This window comes from Allosalinactinospora lopnorensis, assembly GCF_000981225.1.
GTDB lineage: Bacteria > Actinomycetota > Actinomycetes > Streptosporangiales > Streptosporangiaceae > Allosalinactinospora > Allosalinactinospora lopnorensis.
The window spans coordinates 1-14386 of the sequence record NZ_LAJC01000051.1 but is presented as its reverse complement, the minus strand read 5'-3'; the positions used below and the strand labels follow the sequence as shown (position 1 = coordinate 14386).

At 69.8% G+C, this 14386-nt stretch carries 10 protein-coding genes and 1 pseudogene; 4 read left to right on the top strand and 7 right to left on the bottom strand.

What is annotated here, in order from left to right:
- Positions 1-182 precede the first annotated feature (182 nt).
- The 3 genes and pseudogenes from VS93_RS17875 to VS93_RS17865 all read left to right on the top strand — a co-directional run bounded on the left by VS93_RS17875 (position 183) and on the right by VS93_RS17865 (position 3791).
- Complete coding sequence (locus VS93_RS17875; RefSeq protein WP_046471052.1) at positions 183-995, top strand: hypothetical protein; 813 nt, start codon at positions 183-185, stop codon at positions 993-995.
- A gap of 98 nt (positions 996-1093) precedes the next feature.
- Positions 1094-2991: pseudogene (locus tag VS93_RS17870) on the top strand (fumarate reductase/succinate dehydrogenase flavoprotein subunit).
- Positions 2991-3791 carry a succinate dehydrogenase/fumarate reductase iron-sulfur subunit gene (locus VS93_RS17865; RefSeq protein ID WP_046471051.1) on the top strand — a complete coding sequence of 267 codons (801 nt, stop codon included), beginning with the start codon at positions 2991-2993 and terminating at the stop codon, positions 3789-3791. Before VS93_RS17870 ends, VS93_RS17865 begins: the two are co-directional and overlap by 1 nt.
- A gap of 16 nt (positions 3792-3807) precedes the next feature.
- Here VS93_RS17865 and VS93_RS17860 read toward each other — a convergent pair whose 3' ends face one another.
- From VS93_RS17860 to VS93_RS31845, 5 genes are all read right to left on the bottom strand, one after another.
- Positions 3808-4998, bottom strand: coding sequence for an FAD-dependent monooxygenase (locus tag VS93_RS17860; RefSeq protein WP_046471050.1), 1191 nt, complete (start codon positions 4996-4998; stop codon positions 3808-3810).
- A 153-nt stretch (positions 4999-5151) separates the two neighbouring features.
- Positions 5152-6318, bottom strand: coding sequence for an FAD-dependent monooxygenase (locus tag VS93_RS17855; protein ID WP_046471049.1), 1167 nt, complete (start codon positions 6316-6318; stop codon positions 5152-5154).
- 359 nt (positions 6319-6677) lie between these two features.
- Positions 6678-8564, bottom strand: coding sequence for a translational GTPase TypA (typA, locus tag VS93_RS17850; protein ID WP_046471048.1), 1887 nt, complete (start codon positions 8562-8564; stop codon positions 6678-6680).
- A gap of 124 nt (positions 8565-8688) precedes the next feature.
- Complete coding sequence (locus VS93_RS31850; protein ID WP_046471076.1) at positions 8689-9096, bottom strand: (deoxy)nucleoside triphosphate pyrophosphohydrolase; 408 nt, start codon at positions 9094-9096, stop codon at positions 8689-8691.
- Positions 9097-9143: 47 nt separating this feature from the next.
- Complete coding sequence (locus tag VS93_RS31845; RefSeq protein ID WP_052745829.1) at positions 9144-9437, bottom strand: hypothetical protein; 294 nt, start codon at positions 9435-9437, stop codon at positions 9144-9146.
- Between the two features lie 403 nt (positions 9438-9840).
- On the opposite strand from VS93_RS31845, the gene VS93_RS17835 reads away from it, so the two are divergent.
- Positions 9841-10158 carry a hypothetical protein gene (locus VS93_RS17835; RefSeq protein ID WP_046471047.1) on the top strand — a complete coding sequence of 106 codons (318 nt, stop codon included), beginning with the start codon at positions 9841-9843 and terminating at the stop codon, positions 10156-10158.
- A 744-nt stretch (positions 10159-10902) separates the two neighbouring features.
- Here VS93_RS17835 and recD2 read toward each other — a convergent pair.
- Entirely contained in the window at positions 10903-13152 is a 2250-nt protein-coding gene (gene recD2 / locus VS93_RS17830) for an SF1B family DNA helicase RecD2 (RefSeq protein ID WP_046471074.1), read from the bottom strand.
- Between the two features lie 242 nt (positions 13153-13394).
- On the bottom strand, positions 13395-13979 hold the full coding sequence (locus VS93_RS17825; RefSeq protein ID WP_046471046.1) for a hypothetical protein: 585 nt from the start codon (positions 13977-13979) through the stop codon (positions 13395-13397).
- Between the last annotated feature and the right edge of the window lie 407 nt (positions 13980-14386).

Sequence of the window (14386 nt, the reverse complement as noted above, 5' to 3'; positions counted from 1 at the left end):
CACAGCTATTGGGAGTGGCATTTTTCACATGCATTTCAGCGGAATTTCCTGCTGAATTCGTGATCGCACCGGCCTAACGTGGCTCTCCAGATGCAACTGCATTGCCTGCTCACGCGGCAGAGGGCGACCGGACCGCACACACCGCCGGTATGCCCTCCGCCCTAGATGGAGACGCCGCGAACATGACATCGACACTTCCCCCACCGGAGCGCCCCCGCCGTGCGCAGATTCCGGAGCGGACGCTGCGCAAGGACCGATGGTGGCTCGGCCCGCTGTTCACCGTGCTGGGACTGGCCGCATTCGTGGCCTACGCGACCGCCCGGGTGTTCCAGCAGGACTACTACTGGGTGAGCGAGTACCACTACCTCACCCCGTTCTACTCGCCCTGCCTTTCCGCCGGCTGCGAACCGGGGTCCGCCGTCTTCGGCACGGTTCCGTGGGAGTTCCCCTGGTTCATTCCCTACGCCGCGATCACCCTGCCGATCCTGCTGCTCTTCCGGTTCACCTGCTACTACTACCGGAAGGCCTACTACCGCTCGATCTGGCAGGCGCCCACGGCCTGCGCCGTCCGCGAGCCGCACGAGCGCTACACCGGCGAGACCCGCCCGCTGCTGCTCGGTCAGAACCTGCACCGCTACTTCTTCTACGGCGCCGCCCTCATCACGGTGCTCAACGCCTACGACGCGACCGTCGCGCTGTTCCACGGCGCGGACGGCGGTTTCGGCATCGGCGTGGGCAACCTCGTCCTGATCGGCAACGTGCTCATGCTCGCCTGCTACACGTTCGGCTGCCACTCCTGCCGGCACGCCTTCGGCGGGCGGATGAAGAGCTTCGCCAAGCACCCGGTGCGCTACTGGCTGTGGACGCGAATCTCCTGGTTGAACGGCCGCCACATGTTGTTCGCCTGGATCACACTGGGAACGCTTGCGGTAACCGATCTCTACGTGGCGCTGGTCGCCAGTGGAGTGATCACCGACCTGCGGATCTTCAACTAGAGGCCCTTCTCCCGACCGTCGGGCGCCGGCGGCCGCCCAGCCCCTTCGCGCGGGCGAGCACCGCGCCGGGTATCGATGCAACAGAAAGTCTGTCGAAAATGTCCGAGATAAAAAGACTCCCCTACGACGTGGTGGTGATCGGGGCCGGGGGTGCCGGCCTGCGCGCCGCGATCGAGGCGCGTCAGCAGGGCAAGAAGACCGCGATCATCTCCAAGTCGCTGTTCGGCAAGGCGCACACCGTCATGGCTGAGGGCGGCGCCGCCGCGGCGCTGGGCAACGTCAACCCCCGCGACCGCTGGCAGGTGCACTTCCGCGACACCATCCGCGGAGGCAAGTTCCTCAACGACCCGCGCATGGCCGAACTGCACGCCAAGGAGTCCGCCGACCGCATCCTGGAGCTGGAGTACTGGGGCGCGCTGTTCGACCGGACCTCCGACGGCAAGATCAGCCAGCGCAACTTCGGCGGCCACGAGTACCCCCGGCTCGCCCACGTCGGCGACCGCACCGGCCTGGAGATGATCCGCACCCTCCAGCAGCGCGTCGTGCAGCTGCAGCAGGCCGACGCCGTCGAACTCGGCGATCCCGACGCCATGCTCAAGGTCTACGCCGAGACCACGGTCACCGAACTGCTCAAGGACGGCGACCGGATCGCCGGGGCCTTCGGCTACATCCGGGAGAACGGCGCGTTCGTGCTGTTCGAGGCTCCCGCGGTCATCCTGGCGACCGGAGGCGTCGGCAAGTCCTTCAAGGTCACCTCCAACTCCTGGGAGTACACCGGCGACGGGCACGCGCTCGCGCTGCGCGCCGGGGCGACCCTGCTGAACATGGAGTTCGTCCAGTTCCACCCGACCGGCATGGTCTGGCCGCCATCGGTGAAGGGCATCCTCGTCACCGAGTCCGTCCGCGGCGACGGCGGTGTGCTGCGCAACTCCGAGGGTGAGCGGTTCATGTTCAACTACGTGCCGGACGTGTTCCGCTCCCAGTACGCCGAGACCGAGGAGGAGGCCGACGGCTGGTACACCGACCCGGAGAACCACCGACGCCGCCCGAGCTGCTCCCGCGCGACGAGGTCTCGCGCGCCATCAACAACGAGGTCAAGGAAGGGCGGGGGACCCCGCACGGCGGTGTCTACCTGGACGTCTCCACCCGGATGCCGGCCGGTGAGATCACCCGGCGGCTGCCGTCGATGTACCACCAGTTCAAGGAGCTGGCCGATGTCGACATCACCGCCGAACCCATGGAGGTCGGCCCCACCTGCCACTACGTGATGGGCGGCGTCGAGGTCGACGCCGATACCGGTGCCGCGGTGGTGCCGGGCCTGTTCGCCGCCGGGGAGGTCGCGGGCGGTATGCACGGCTCCAACCGGCTGGGCGGGAACTCGCTGTCCGACCTGCTGGTGTTCGGCCGCCGCAGCGGCCTGGGCGCAGCGGCCTATGTCGACGAGCTGGGCACCGACCACCCCGCTGTCGCCGAGGAGGATCTGGCGGACACGACCGCCGCGGCGCGCGCCCCCCTCGAACGCGAGGCCGGCGAGAACCCCTACACCGTGCACCACGAGCTCCAGGACACCATGAACGACCTGGTCGGCATCATCCGGCGTGGGTCCGAGATCGAGGAGGCCCTGGAGATCCTGGACAAGCTCCGCGACCGGGTCGCCAACGTGCGATCCGAGGGCGGGACGATCTACAACCCCGGCTGGCACCTCGCCTTGGACCTGCGGAATATGCTGCTCGTCTCGGAGAGCATCGCCCGGGCCGCGCTCGAACGGGAGGAGTCGCGCGGCGGCCATACCCGCGACGACTTTCCCGACATGTCCCCCGAATGGCGCAAGGTCAACCTGGTGGTGTCCCTGCGCGACGGCAGGGTCCGGCTGCGCCAGCGGGCCGTCGATCCGCTGCGGCCGGACCTGCTGGAGCTCTTCGAGCACGAGGAGCTCACCAAGTACCTCACCAAGGACGAGCTGGCCGCGGACGCGACCGCGAAGGAGGAACTGTAATGGCCACGGAGCGGACGTTTCGCGTGTGGCGCGGCGACGACGACGGCGAGCTGGCCGAATACCGGGTGGAGGTGAACGAGGGCGAGGTCGTCCTCGACGTTCTGCACCGGCTCCAGGCCACCCAGGTTCCCGACCTGGCCGTGCGCTGGAACTGCAAGGCCGGCAAGTGCGGTTCGTGTTCGGTGGAGATCAACGGCCGGCCGCGGCTGTCGTGCATGGCCCGGATGTCCACGTTCGACCCTGACGAGACCATCATCGTCACCCCGATGCGGACCTTCCCCGTCATCCGAGACCTGGTCTGCGATGTCTCGTACAACTACCAGAAGGCGCGGGAGATCCCGTCCTTCACCCCCGACCCGAAGACCGAGCCGGGCGACTTCCGGATGTACCAGGCCGATGTGGGGCGGCCGCAGGAGTTCCGCAAGTGCATCGAGTGCTTCCTGTGCCAGAACGTCTGCCACGTCATCCGGGACCACGAGGAGAACAAGGAGAACTTCTCCGGCCCGCGTTTCCTCATGCGGGTGGCCGAACTGGAGATGCACCCCGAGGACACCGCCGACCGGCGGAACATCGCCCAGGAGGACTTCGGGCTCGGCTACTGCAATATCACCAAGTGCTGCACCGAGGTGTGCCCGGAGAACATCAGGATCACCGACAACTCGCTGATCCCGCTCAAGGAGCGGGTGGCCGACCGCCGGTACGACCCCGTGGTGTGGCTCGGCTCCAAGATCGGGCTGCGCAAGGGCGCCGACACGCCCATGGTCCCCAACACCCGCCCCGGCCGCGAGGCGGAGGAGTAGCAGGGAGCCGCGGGGATCACCGGCCAGGGGTCCCCGGCTCGCCTCCCAGCCGTGGCGGGTGCCAGCCGGTGATCGGCCGCAGGGATCGGGCGGTCGCCCCGAAAGGCAGCCGTCCCGCCACGGCGGCCAGAGTCCAGCGCGTGCGCACCGCGGCGGGCGAGTCGCGGTGCACCATCGCGCCGACCTTGGCCGAGCGCCGGACCATCGCCGTTGTCCGCTCCAGCCGGGCGGCCGTGTAGTCGTACACCCTCCTCGGGATGTCCGTGCCGTCGCCGGCGACGTGTGCCAGGACCACCGCGTCCTCGATCGCCTGGCAGGCGCCCTGGCCGAGGTTGGGGGCCATCGGGTGCGCCGCGTCCCCCAAGAACGCGACGCGGCCCCGGTGGAGGCTCGGCAGCGGACGAGCAAGGTGGAAGACGTCGTTGCGCAGTACGGTCTCCGGAGCCGCCGCGGCGAAGAGATCGGGGATCGGCGCGTGCCAGTCGCCGAAGCGCCGCAGCGTCTCGGCCCGCTCGTCCTCGAAGAGCTTCCCCGGAGGCATGACACCGGTGGCGTAGCAGTAGACCCGGCCCTCGGCCATGGGCAGAACGCCGACGACCCCGGAGTTCCCCCAGGTCTCCGAGGCGAGGAGCCCGCACCCGGGCGCCGGCACCACGATCCGCCACGCCGTGAACCCCGCGTGGACCGGCCCCGGGTGGGCGGGGAAGAGCCGGGAGCGCAGCCCCGAACGCAACCCGTCCGCGGCGACGACGAGGTCGGCGTCGAAGTCCCCCTGGGATGTGCTGACCCGGGCGGGCCGCTCCCCGGTCCCCGTCTCGACCCCCTCGACCCTCGTTTTGAGGTGCAGCGTCTCCGGCGGAAGCCGGTCCGCGAGGATGCGGACCAGATCGGCGCGGTGCAGCACGGCGAACGGTTCCCCGAAACGCCGCCGGGCCTTCTCCTCGTCGACGAACACCAGCCAGCGGCCGCTTGGGTGCCGGATCCCCATGCCCTCGTGGCTGGCCGAACATGCGCGTACCTCGTCGGCGACCCCCAACTCCCGCAGGGCCCGGACCGCGTTCGGGGCCAGGCCGATCCCGGCGCCGACCGGTGCCAGCGAGACCGCCCGTTCCACGACGGTCACCGTCCACCCCTGCCGATGCAGCGCAAGAGCGGTGGCCAGACCACCGATCCCGCCACCGGCGATGAGCGCGTGCCGGATTCGCATAACGCCATCTTCCCGCACCGGCGGCGACCGGCCACAGTGAAACGCCTACGCCGGATCCTGGTCGGGGTTTCCCCTTAGGCAGCGGTCGCCTTTCGGCCGGGAGCACCGTGCCGCGCTTCCGGCGGAGCCGGCCCCCTCAGCCCGCGTACCCGCTCACCCGGGCGGGCGCCAGTCGTCGATCGGCCGGACGTAGCGCCCCAGCAGCCCGGGAGCGACCCGGCCGGCGATGCTCGCCGCGGTGTCCCGGAGACCGTTGACGAACGAGGAGTCGCTCTGGACCGCCTCCGCGAGTTGCGCCGACCGCTGGACCAGGGCCGCCGTGCGCGGTAGCCGGGCGTCGGTGTAGGACTGCAGCGCAGTCGGCACATAGGCCATGGAACCGTTGACGTGCTGGGCCAGCACCACACCGTCCTCGATCGCCTGGGCGGCGCCCTGCCCGAGGTTGGGTGTCATGGCGTGCGCGGCGTCGCCGAGCAGCGCCACCCGCCCTTTGTGGTACGCGGGCAGAGGGGTGTCGACATGCCAGATGTCGCTGCGCAGCACCGATTCCGGCCGGGCGGAGGCGAACAGCTCCGGCAGGGGCGAGTGCCAGTCGTGCAACCGCTGCGCCAGTTCCCGCTTCTCGTCCTTGGCGGTCCCGCCGGCCGGAACGTTGGCGGTCGCGTAGCAGTACACCGTGTCGTCGATGAGCGGCAGCACCCCGGCCACACCGCCCGCTCCCCAGCTCTCGCCGCACTCCAGGGGGTACTCGCTCGGCCACGGAACAATGGTGTGCCAGCAGGTGAACCCCGCGTAGACCGCCCCGGGATGCTCCAGGAACAGCGCCGGCCGGACGGTCGAGCGCACCCCGTCGGCCACTGCCACGAGGTCCGCGTTCAGCTCCCCGGATTCGGTACGCACCCGGGCCAACTGCCGGGTGTCGCCCGGTTCGACACTAGTGACGGTGGTCGCGGTACGCAGGGCCTCGTCGGGCAACTGTTCCAGCAGGATGTCCTTGAGATCGGCGTAGCGCAGCACGCGCACGGAGTCACCGAAGCGCTCCTCGGCTTCCGCGGGCCCGGTCCGCACGATCCACCTGCCGTCCTTACGCCGGAGCGCGGCGACACCGTGCCGGGCCGATTGCTTGCGGACGGCGGTGCCGACATCGAGCGCGTCGAGACCGCGCAGCGCGTTGGGGGCGATGGCCAGCGCGAGGTCGAGGGGATCGGTGACCGGAGCCCGCTCGCAGATGGTCACGGCCCACCCTTTGCGGTGGAGGGCGAGCGCGGCGGTCAGCCCACCGATACCGCTTCCGACCACGACGGCGTGCGGCTCTGCCATCAGACGTGCGCGGAGGGGACCTTCGGCGTAGCCGAGGGCGGATCCGCGCTCCCTCCCCTCTGCTGCTCTCCCGATGCGTCACCCCGCGGTCGCTGCTCAGGACGCGGCCCTCGCCTCCCTGCACAGGGACGGGCGAGAAGCCGCTGCCGTACGGCAGCGGGTATCGCAGGAACGTCCTTCGGCCCTGAGCGGAGGTCCGACGTACCGGTCGATCACTGGGCCCTGAAGTCCCAGGCTAGAGTCGCCGACCGGGGAACGCCACGGTTTCCCGGCCAATCACCGCATGTCGCCCGCCGCTGGCCGCCGACATGGTCGTCGTTCCCCGCCATAGCCCCACGCACACGGGCAGTCGCATTCCGTCAGCTCCGCTTTTTCTGCGCGGCGATGCGGCCGCGCTCCTTGTGGTCGAGGATGACCTTGCGGATGCGTACGGCTTCGGGCGTGACCTCCACGCACTCGTCCTCGCGGCAGAACTCCAGGGCCTGCTCCAGGGAGAGCCTGCGCGGCGGCACCAGGCGCTCCAACTCGTCGCCGGTGGCCGAGCGCATGTTGGTCAGCTTCTTCTCCTTGGTGATGTTGACGTCCATGTCGTCGGCGCGCGAGTTCTCACCGACGACCATGCCCTCGTAGACCTCGGTTCCCGGCTCGACGAACAGGGTCCCCCGCTCCTGCAGGTTGAACATCGCGAACGTCATGGCCTGGCCGCTGCGGTCGGCCACCATCGACCCGCTCGGACGGGTGCGCAGATCGCCGAACCACGGCTCGAACCCCTCGAACACGTGGTGCGCGATGCCGGAACCGCGTGTCTCGGTCAGGAACTCGGTACGGAAGCCGATGAGGCCTCGGGAGGGGATCAGCCAGTCCATCCGCACCCAGCCGGTTCCGTGGTTGGTCATCTGCTCCATGCGCCCCTTGCGCACGCTGAGCAGCTGGGTGATGGCGCCCATGTGCTCCTCGGGCGCGTCCACGGTCAGCCGCTCGACGGGCTCGTGCAGCTTGCCGTCGATCTGCCGGGTGACCACCTGGGGCTTGCCCACGGTCAGCTCGTAGCCCTCGCGTCGCATCTGCTCCACCAGGATCGCCAGCGCGAGCTCGCCGCGGCCCTGCACCTCCCAGGTGTCCGGACGCTCGGTCGGCAGCACGCGCAGGCTGACATTGCCGACGAGTTCGCGGTCGAGCCGGTCCTTCACGAGCCGCGCGGTGACCTTGGCCCCCTTGACCCTGCCGACCAGCGGTGAGGTGTTGGTTCCGATCGTCATCGAGATCGCCGGCTCATCGACCGTGATGAGCGGAAGCGGACGCGGGTCGTCCGGGTCGGCGAGGGTCTCACCGATCATGATGTCGGGGATCCCGGCGATGGCGATGATATCGCCCGCCCCGGCCCGTTCCGCGGGCTTGCGGTCGAGCGCCTCCGTCATCAGCAGCTCGGTGATCCGCACCTGCCGCGCGCTGCCGTCGCCCTTGAGCCACGTGACCTGCTGGCCCTTGCGGATCTCGCCCTGGTGAACGCGGCACAGCGCGATCCGGCCGAGGAACGGCGAGGCGTCGAGGTTGGTGACGTGCGCCTGCAGCGGGGCGCCCGGCACGTACTCCGGAGCCGGGATCGTCTCCAGCAGCACCCGGAAGAACGGGGTCAGGTCGTCGCCGGCCGGAACCTCGCCGTCGGCGGGCCGCTCCAAGGAGGCCTTGCCGTCGCGGGCGCAGGCGTATACGACCGGGAAGTCGATCTGGGAATCGTCGGCGTCGAGGTCCATGAAGAGCTCGTAGGTGTCGTCGACGACCTCGGCGATACGGCTGTCGGGCCGGTCCACCTTGTTGATCACCAGGATCACCGGGAGCTTCGCCGCGAGTGCCTTGCGCAGCACGAACCGCGTCTGCGGCAGCGGGCCCTCGCTCGCGTCCACCAGCAGGACGACACCGTCCACCATGGACAGTCCCCGCTCCACCTCACCGCCGAAGTCGGCGTGGCCGGGGGTATCGATGATGTTGATGACGACGTCCTCGCCCTCGGGCGTCGTGTAATGCACCGCCGTGTTCTTCGCGAGAATCGTGATGCCCTTCTCGCGCTCCAGGTCGTTGGAGTCCATGACGCGCTCGTCGACGTCCTGATTGGCACGGAAGGCCCCGGACTGCCACAGCATTGCGTCCACGAGCGTGGTCTTGCCGTGGTCGACGTGGGCGACGATGGCGACGTTGCGGAGGTCAGTCCGACGGGCGGAGCCTGCGACAGGCATGGCGCTGGACATGCGAAGGTCTCGATCTCATCTGGAGGGAAGAGCCGCGACTCCCGCGGCCGTCCATCAGTTTATGCCTTGGCGCCCGAGCTCTGCGGAAACGAGGGGCCGGGTGGCCGCGCCGCCCTCTTGTCCCTCAGCTCAGCAGGTGCGGCCTGATGTCGTCGAGGAACGGGATGTCGGCCGGCAGCCAGTCGACGTCGGTGAGCGCGTCGGCCTTCAGCCAGCGCAGGGAGAGGTGCTCCAGAGGCACCGGTTCGCCGTCGACGAGGCCGGCGGTCCACACCCGGAGCACGGCCGCCGGCGCACCGGGGCGGGCCGGGAAGGCCACATCCTCACCGATTCGCCGCAGCGGCCGGATCCGCACTCCGAGTTCCTCGCGGCACTCCCGGACCAGGGCTTCGGTGTCGGCTTCGCCGGGGTCGACCTTTCCGCCCGGCAGCTCCCAGCGGCCGCGCGCATGCGGTGGGCTCGCACGCTGGGCCGCGAGAAGGGCACCCTCGCGGATGATGGCCGCGCCGACGACGATCTGGATTCCTGTCACGAGGAACAACGGTAACCGCCCGGCCGCGGCGTGCGGCGTTTCAAACGCTACGCGGCGGCGTTGAGCGTCCTGCGGTTGTCCTGCCCGGTGATCCACCGCGCGGCGCCCTCGGGGTCCGCGGCGGGGTGCGTGATCTGTCTTCCGTCCTCGTCGCGCCACTGGAACCGGCCGTGCATGCACCACACGGTGAGACCCTCGCGGACGGACAACAGCGCGATCGTCGTCCGATCGGCGGCGTAGAGCCGCCGCATGCCGGCGGCGGTCAGGTAGCTGTGCAACCGGCCGATGGCCTCGGCGGGAGTCGCCGTGAAGGAACCGCGGATCGACGAGAGGGTACCCACGAACGCCTGCCTTTCCAGCTGAACGCGCGGGCCGGGGCCCGCGATGAGGGGTGTGCCGACCTGAGAGAACCCCGGCCGCCGACATCGCTAATCCCCTGATCCGGATGTCCGCAAACGAGCCGGGTCATTTCCATCGCTTCTTGATCACGGCGTATCCTACCGTCTATCACCCGAATATTGATGTGTTATCAGGTGAAGCGGTATTCCATCCCCCAACGGCGCTCGCCGCCCCGATCGCCGGTACTCGCCCGCCCGGGGCGCACGGCCGCGCCGATACACACTGAGAGCCGCATCCGGCCGGAGGAATCGCCCGAACCGGTCGGTACGGTGTCGAGATAGGGCAACGACGGCACGTTGACGGCACGGTCCGCCGGACGCCGTCACGAAAACAGGGGGTACGCGCATGCCGGCACTCGACGCCCTGAAAGGGGCCTCTCTGCGGGGTATCTGGGTCGACGCCCCCGGGCACTACGTCACCATTACGCTGCGCACCATGAGCGTCGGCACGGCCCTGGACTACAACATCGTCCTCGAAGGCGTCACGAACTTCAGTTTCTACGACGAGAACCCGGCGCCCTGGCCGGGCGCCGAGGTGACGGAGATCCGGTCACAGCACGACCCCGACTCGATGCACCTGGACTTCTCCTTCGGCAGCGACACCGCCGGTATCGTCGTGACCTGCGCCAAGCTCGTCATGCACCGCGCCAGACCGGCCGGATGACCCCGATGACCGAAACCGGTCATCCGCACGCCCCCCTGCGCGGTCCGGCGCCGGAAGGCCTCGGGCGCCGGTTCTGACCGGCGCCCGAGGGGCTGACGCTCTTCGGGGGGAGTGGGAAGAGCGTCAGCGTCCAGGGAAGTCGGCTGAGCTGCGACCGCCTGGTGAGGCCGGGCCGGTCGCACCACGGAGGAAGGATCCGCGGTCCCAGGGCGCGGCGTTCCGGGCACGGGCCGGCGAATAATCCCCGCCGTGCCCGCTCCGCGGATTCCGCCCCGGTTTCAGCGCCATGAGGTGAGCCTATTGACACCCAGACGACAATGGGGTGGGAATTCAAAAACATGCGGTAAGCGGGAGCGAACGTGCAGGGAACCGCCGCTCTCCCAATTCCTCGGCGCCTTGGGGGCGGTTAGGGCGCCTCAGCGGCGGCGGTTCCCGCATACGGCCCGTATCCGCGCCCGGGGATAGAACAGGCGCGATGCGGGCCATGGCCCTGCGAGACCTGGAGGGGGCGGGGCCCCACACGGCCATCACATCCACGGTAGGGGATCCCCGGACCAAATTCATTTGTCCGTCAGTACGAAATCTTCCGGTAATTCCCGACTATCAGGCAGAACGAGGACTTGAAGACCTGGTTCACCCAGAAGCCGAGAAACGGTTGAATGAGCAACGAATATATGTGTCTTTTGAACAACCGGTTTTACCGGTCATCCCGAACCGACCGTCCCCTCGCCGGCCGTTCAACGGTCAGGACCCGAGCAGCCGGTGCGCCAGAGCAGTGTTCCGCCGTCCCGCGGTGGCGTTCCGCACCGCCTGGGCGACGGCTTTGCGCGAGCCGACCAGCACGACCAGCCGCTTCGCCCGGGTGATCGCGGTGTAGAGCAGGTTGCGCTGCAGCATCATCCACGCGCTGGTCGTTACCGGTATGACAACGGCGGGGTACTCGCTGCCCTGGGAACGGTGCACGGTCACGGCGTAGGCGTGCACGAGTTCGTCGAGTTCGGCGAAGTCGTAACCGATGTCCTCGTCCTCGTCGGTCCGGACGGCGACCTGCTGCTCGTCGGAGTCGATTCCGGTGATGACACCGAGCGTGCCGTTGAATACCCCGTTCGCACCCTTCTCGTAGTTGTTCCGGATCTGGGTGACCTTGTCCCCGACCCGGAAGATCCGGCCGCCGAACCGCCGCTCCGGCACCCCGTCCCGGGACGGGGTGAGTGCGCCCTGCAGCAGCGTGTTGAGATTGCCCGCTCCCGCCGGACCGCGGTGCATGGGGGTGAGGACCTGCACGTCGCGGCGCGGGTCCAGACCGAACTTGCGCGGAATGCGGTTGGCGACCACGTCCACGGTGAGCTCCGCTGTCTGCTCGGCATCGTCGCACGGGAAAAGGAAGAAATCGGTCATGCCCTCCAGCAGCGGAGGCTTGCCGGTGTTGACCCGGTGCGCGTTGGCCACCACCCCGGACTGCTGCGCCTGCCGGAAGACGTGGGTGAGCCGCACGTTGGGAATCGGAGAGTCGCCGCCGTCGGTCGCGAGCAGATCGCGCAGCACCTGCCCTGCCCCCACTGAGGGAAGCTGATCGACATCGCCGACGAGCAGCAGGTGCGCGCCCGGAGGAACGGCCTTCGCCAGCTTGTTGGCGAGCAGCAGATCGAGCATGGACGCCTCGTCCACGACGAGCAGGTCGCAGTCGAGCGGGCGGTCCCTGTCGTAGGAGGCGTCACCCCCGGGCTTGAGCTCCAGCAACCGGTGCACCGTGGACGCCTCGTGCCCGGTGAGCTCGGTGAGCCGCTTGGCCGCCCGTCCGGTGGGTGCGGCAAGGACGATCTTCGCCTGCTTGGCGGCGGCGAGCGCGATGATCGAGGCGACGGTGAACGACTTTCCACAGCCCGGGCCGCCGGTGAGCACCGCGACCTTGCTGGTGAGGGCCAGCTTGACGGCGGCCTCCTGTTCCGCGGCCAGGTCGGTGCCGGTGCGGTTCCCCAGCCAGCCGAGAGCCTTGTCCCACTCGACGCCGGCGAAAGCCGACATGCGGTCCTCGGGGCTGCTGAGCAGGGTACGCAGCTGCGCCGCGAGCGCGGCTTCGGCCCGCTGGAACGGCACCAGATACACGGCGGTGTGCGCCTCCCCGTCGGGTCCGGGCACCTTCTCCGCCACCACCCCCTCCTCGGCCACCAGAGCGGCCAGGCACTCGATCACCAGCCCGGAGCCGACCTGGAGGATCTTCACGGCCTCGCTGATCAGCCGCTCCTCCGGCAGGTAGCAGTGGCCGTCCGAGGTGGACTCCGAGAGGGTGAACTGGATACCGGCCATGACGCGCTGCGGGCTGTCGTGCGGGATCCCGACGGACTGGGCGATGGTGTCGGCGGTCTTGAACCCGATCCCCCAGACATCGGTGGCCAGCTTGTACGGTTCGTTGCGCACCGTACTGATGGAGGCGTCGCCGTACTTCTTGTAGATGCGCACCGCCAGCGAGGTCGAGACCCCGATCCCCTGGAGGAAGACCATGACCTCCTTGATGGCCTTCTGCTCCTCCCACGCCTCGGCGATCAGCCTGGTGCGCTTCGGGCCCAGGTTGGGCACCTCGATGAGGCGCTCCGGGGTCTCCTCGATAACGTCGAGCGCCTCCACCCCGAAGTGGCCGACGATCCGCTCAGCCAGCCGCGGGCCGATCCCCTTGACCAGCCCCGACCCGAGGTAGCGGCGCACGCCCTGGACGGTGGCGGGCAGGACGGTCGTGTAGTTGTCCACCATGAACTGCCGCCCGTACTGGGGGTGCGAGCCCCAGCGCCCCTCCATCCGCAGCGACTCTCCGGGCTGCGCCCCGAGCAGCGCCCCGACCGCCGTGGTGAGTTCTCCTCCCCGCCCGTCGTCGATCCGGGCGACGGTGTACCCGGTCTCCTCGTTGGCGTAGGTGATCCGCTCCAGCACCCCTTCGAGCACCGCCGACCGGGCACCGGACCCGCCCGGACCGCCCCGCCCGGTTCGCGCAGTCGTCACGCAGCTCCCTCCCGCCTCGCCGACACCCCCATCATGCCGGGCCCTGCCGACCTTCACACGCCGCCGCATGCGGGGCCCGCTCCACCTGCCGCGCCGGCCCTCTCCCGGGGACTCCTCCGCGCGGCGCGAACCGGCCGCTTTCCGAAGTCCCGGTCGACGAGTACCGCGCGGCGACTCGCGTCGCTCGGCCCGCTGACCATCACCGCTGAGCAGGCGGCGACCGTCGCGTTCGCCGCCGGCGGTCAGTCTTCCCGCGGCCCCGCGAGTTTCTCCCGCACCCTGCCAGCGGCCTTCTCGTGGTGGAGCCTCTCGAAGAGGGCCAGCGCCGCGCGCAGCCGTTCGGAGCGGGCTTCAGGGGCGTCCTCGGCCTCCGCCAGGGCTTCGAGGGCCCGGGCCTCCTCGAAGGGGCGCCCCGTCTCCTGGAACCTCAGCAGCGCCTGTTCCAGGACGGTCGCGGCCTCCCGCCGCCGCTCCGCTCTCAGCAGCACACCGCCCTCGCCCAACAGGAGCTCGCCCTCGTCCACCGGGGCGTGCCCGCCTTCCGCGGCCGGCCCCTCGAACCCTTCGCGCACCCGCCGGAAGCACGCCAGCGCCTCGTCCAGCTCCCCGAGCTCGGCGAGCCCCCGCCCCTGGTGCACCAGGCTCAGCGCGATCGAGCGCGCGGCCGAGCTCGACGAAGAACTCGTGCGAGCGGCGAAGGTGGTCCAGTGCCCGCGCCGGTCGGCCCCGTTCTCGTTGGACGAGCCCGAGGCCTTCCAGCGCGGCCCCCATCTCGTACAGCGCTTCGGCCTCGCCGCCTCCCCGCTGGGCCCCCTCCAGACGCTCATCCGCCAGACTCAGCGCCCGCTGGAACTTCACGAAGGCGGCCGTGAACTGGCCGTGGTCGAAATGGGCCGTCCCCCATTGCAGGTACATCCGCACCTGCGCGCCCGGGTCACCGCAGGCCCGCGCGTCCATGAGCCCCAGCCGCACCAACGCGAAGCGCTCCGCCTTGTGCCCGTAGGCCCGGAAGAACCTGTCGGTGGCCATGGCCAGCCGGTACACCCACCCTTCGGGGCCGCCGGCCTCCTCCCGCGGAATCCGCGACCGCTGGGCGAGATCCGTCATCACGGGGAGATTGTCGAGAATCCACCGGGCGGGAGGCGGGTCGGTGGAGGGGTGCGGGTCGCCGCCGAGGCCGTGCCCGGCCTCGCGCGCCGCGGCCGCGAAGTCGGGGCAGCGCCGGGCCGTCCAC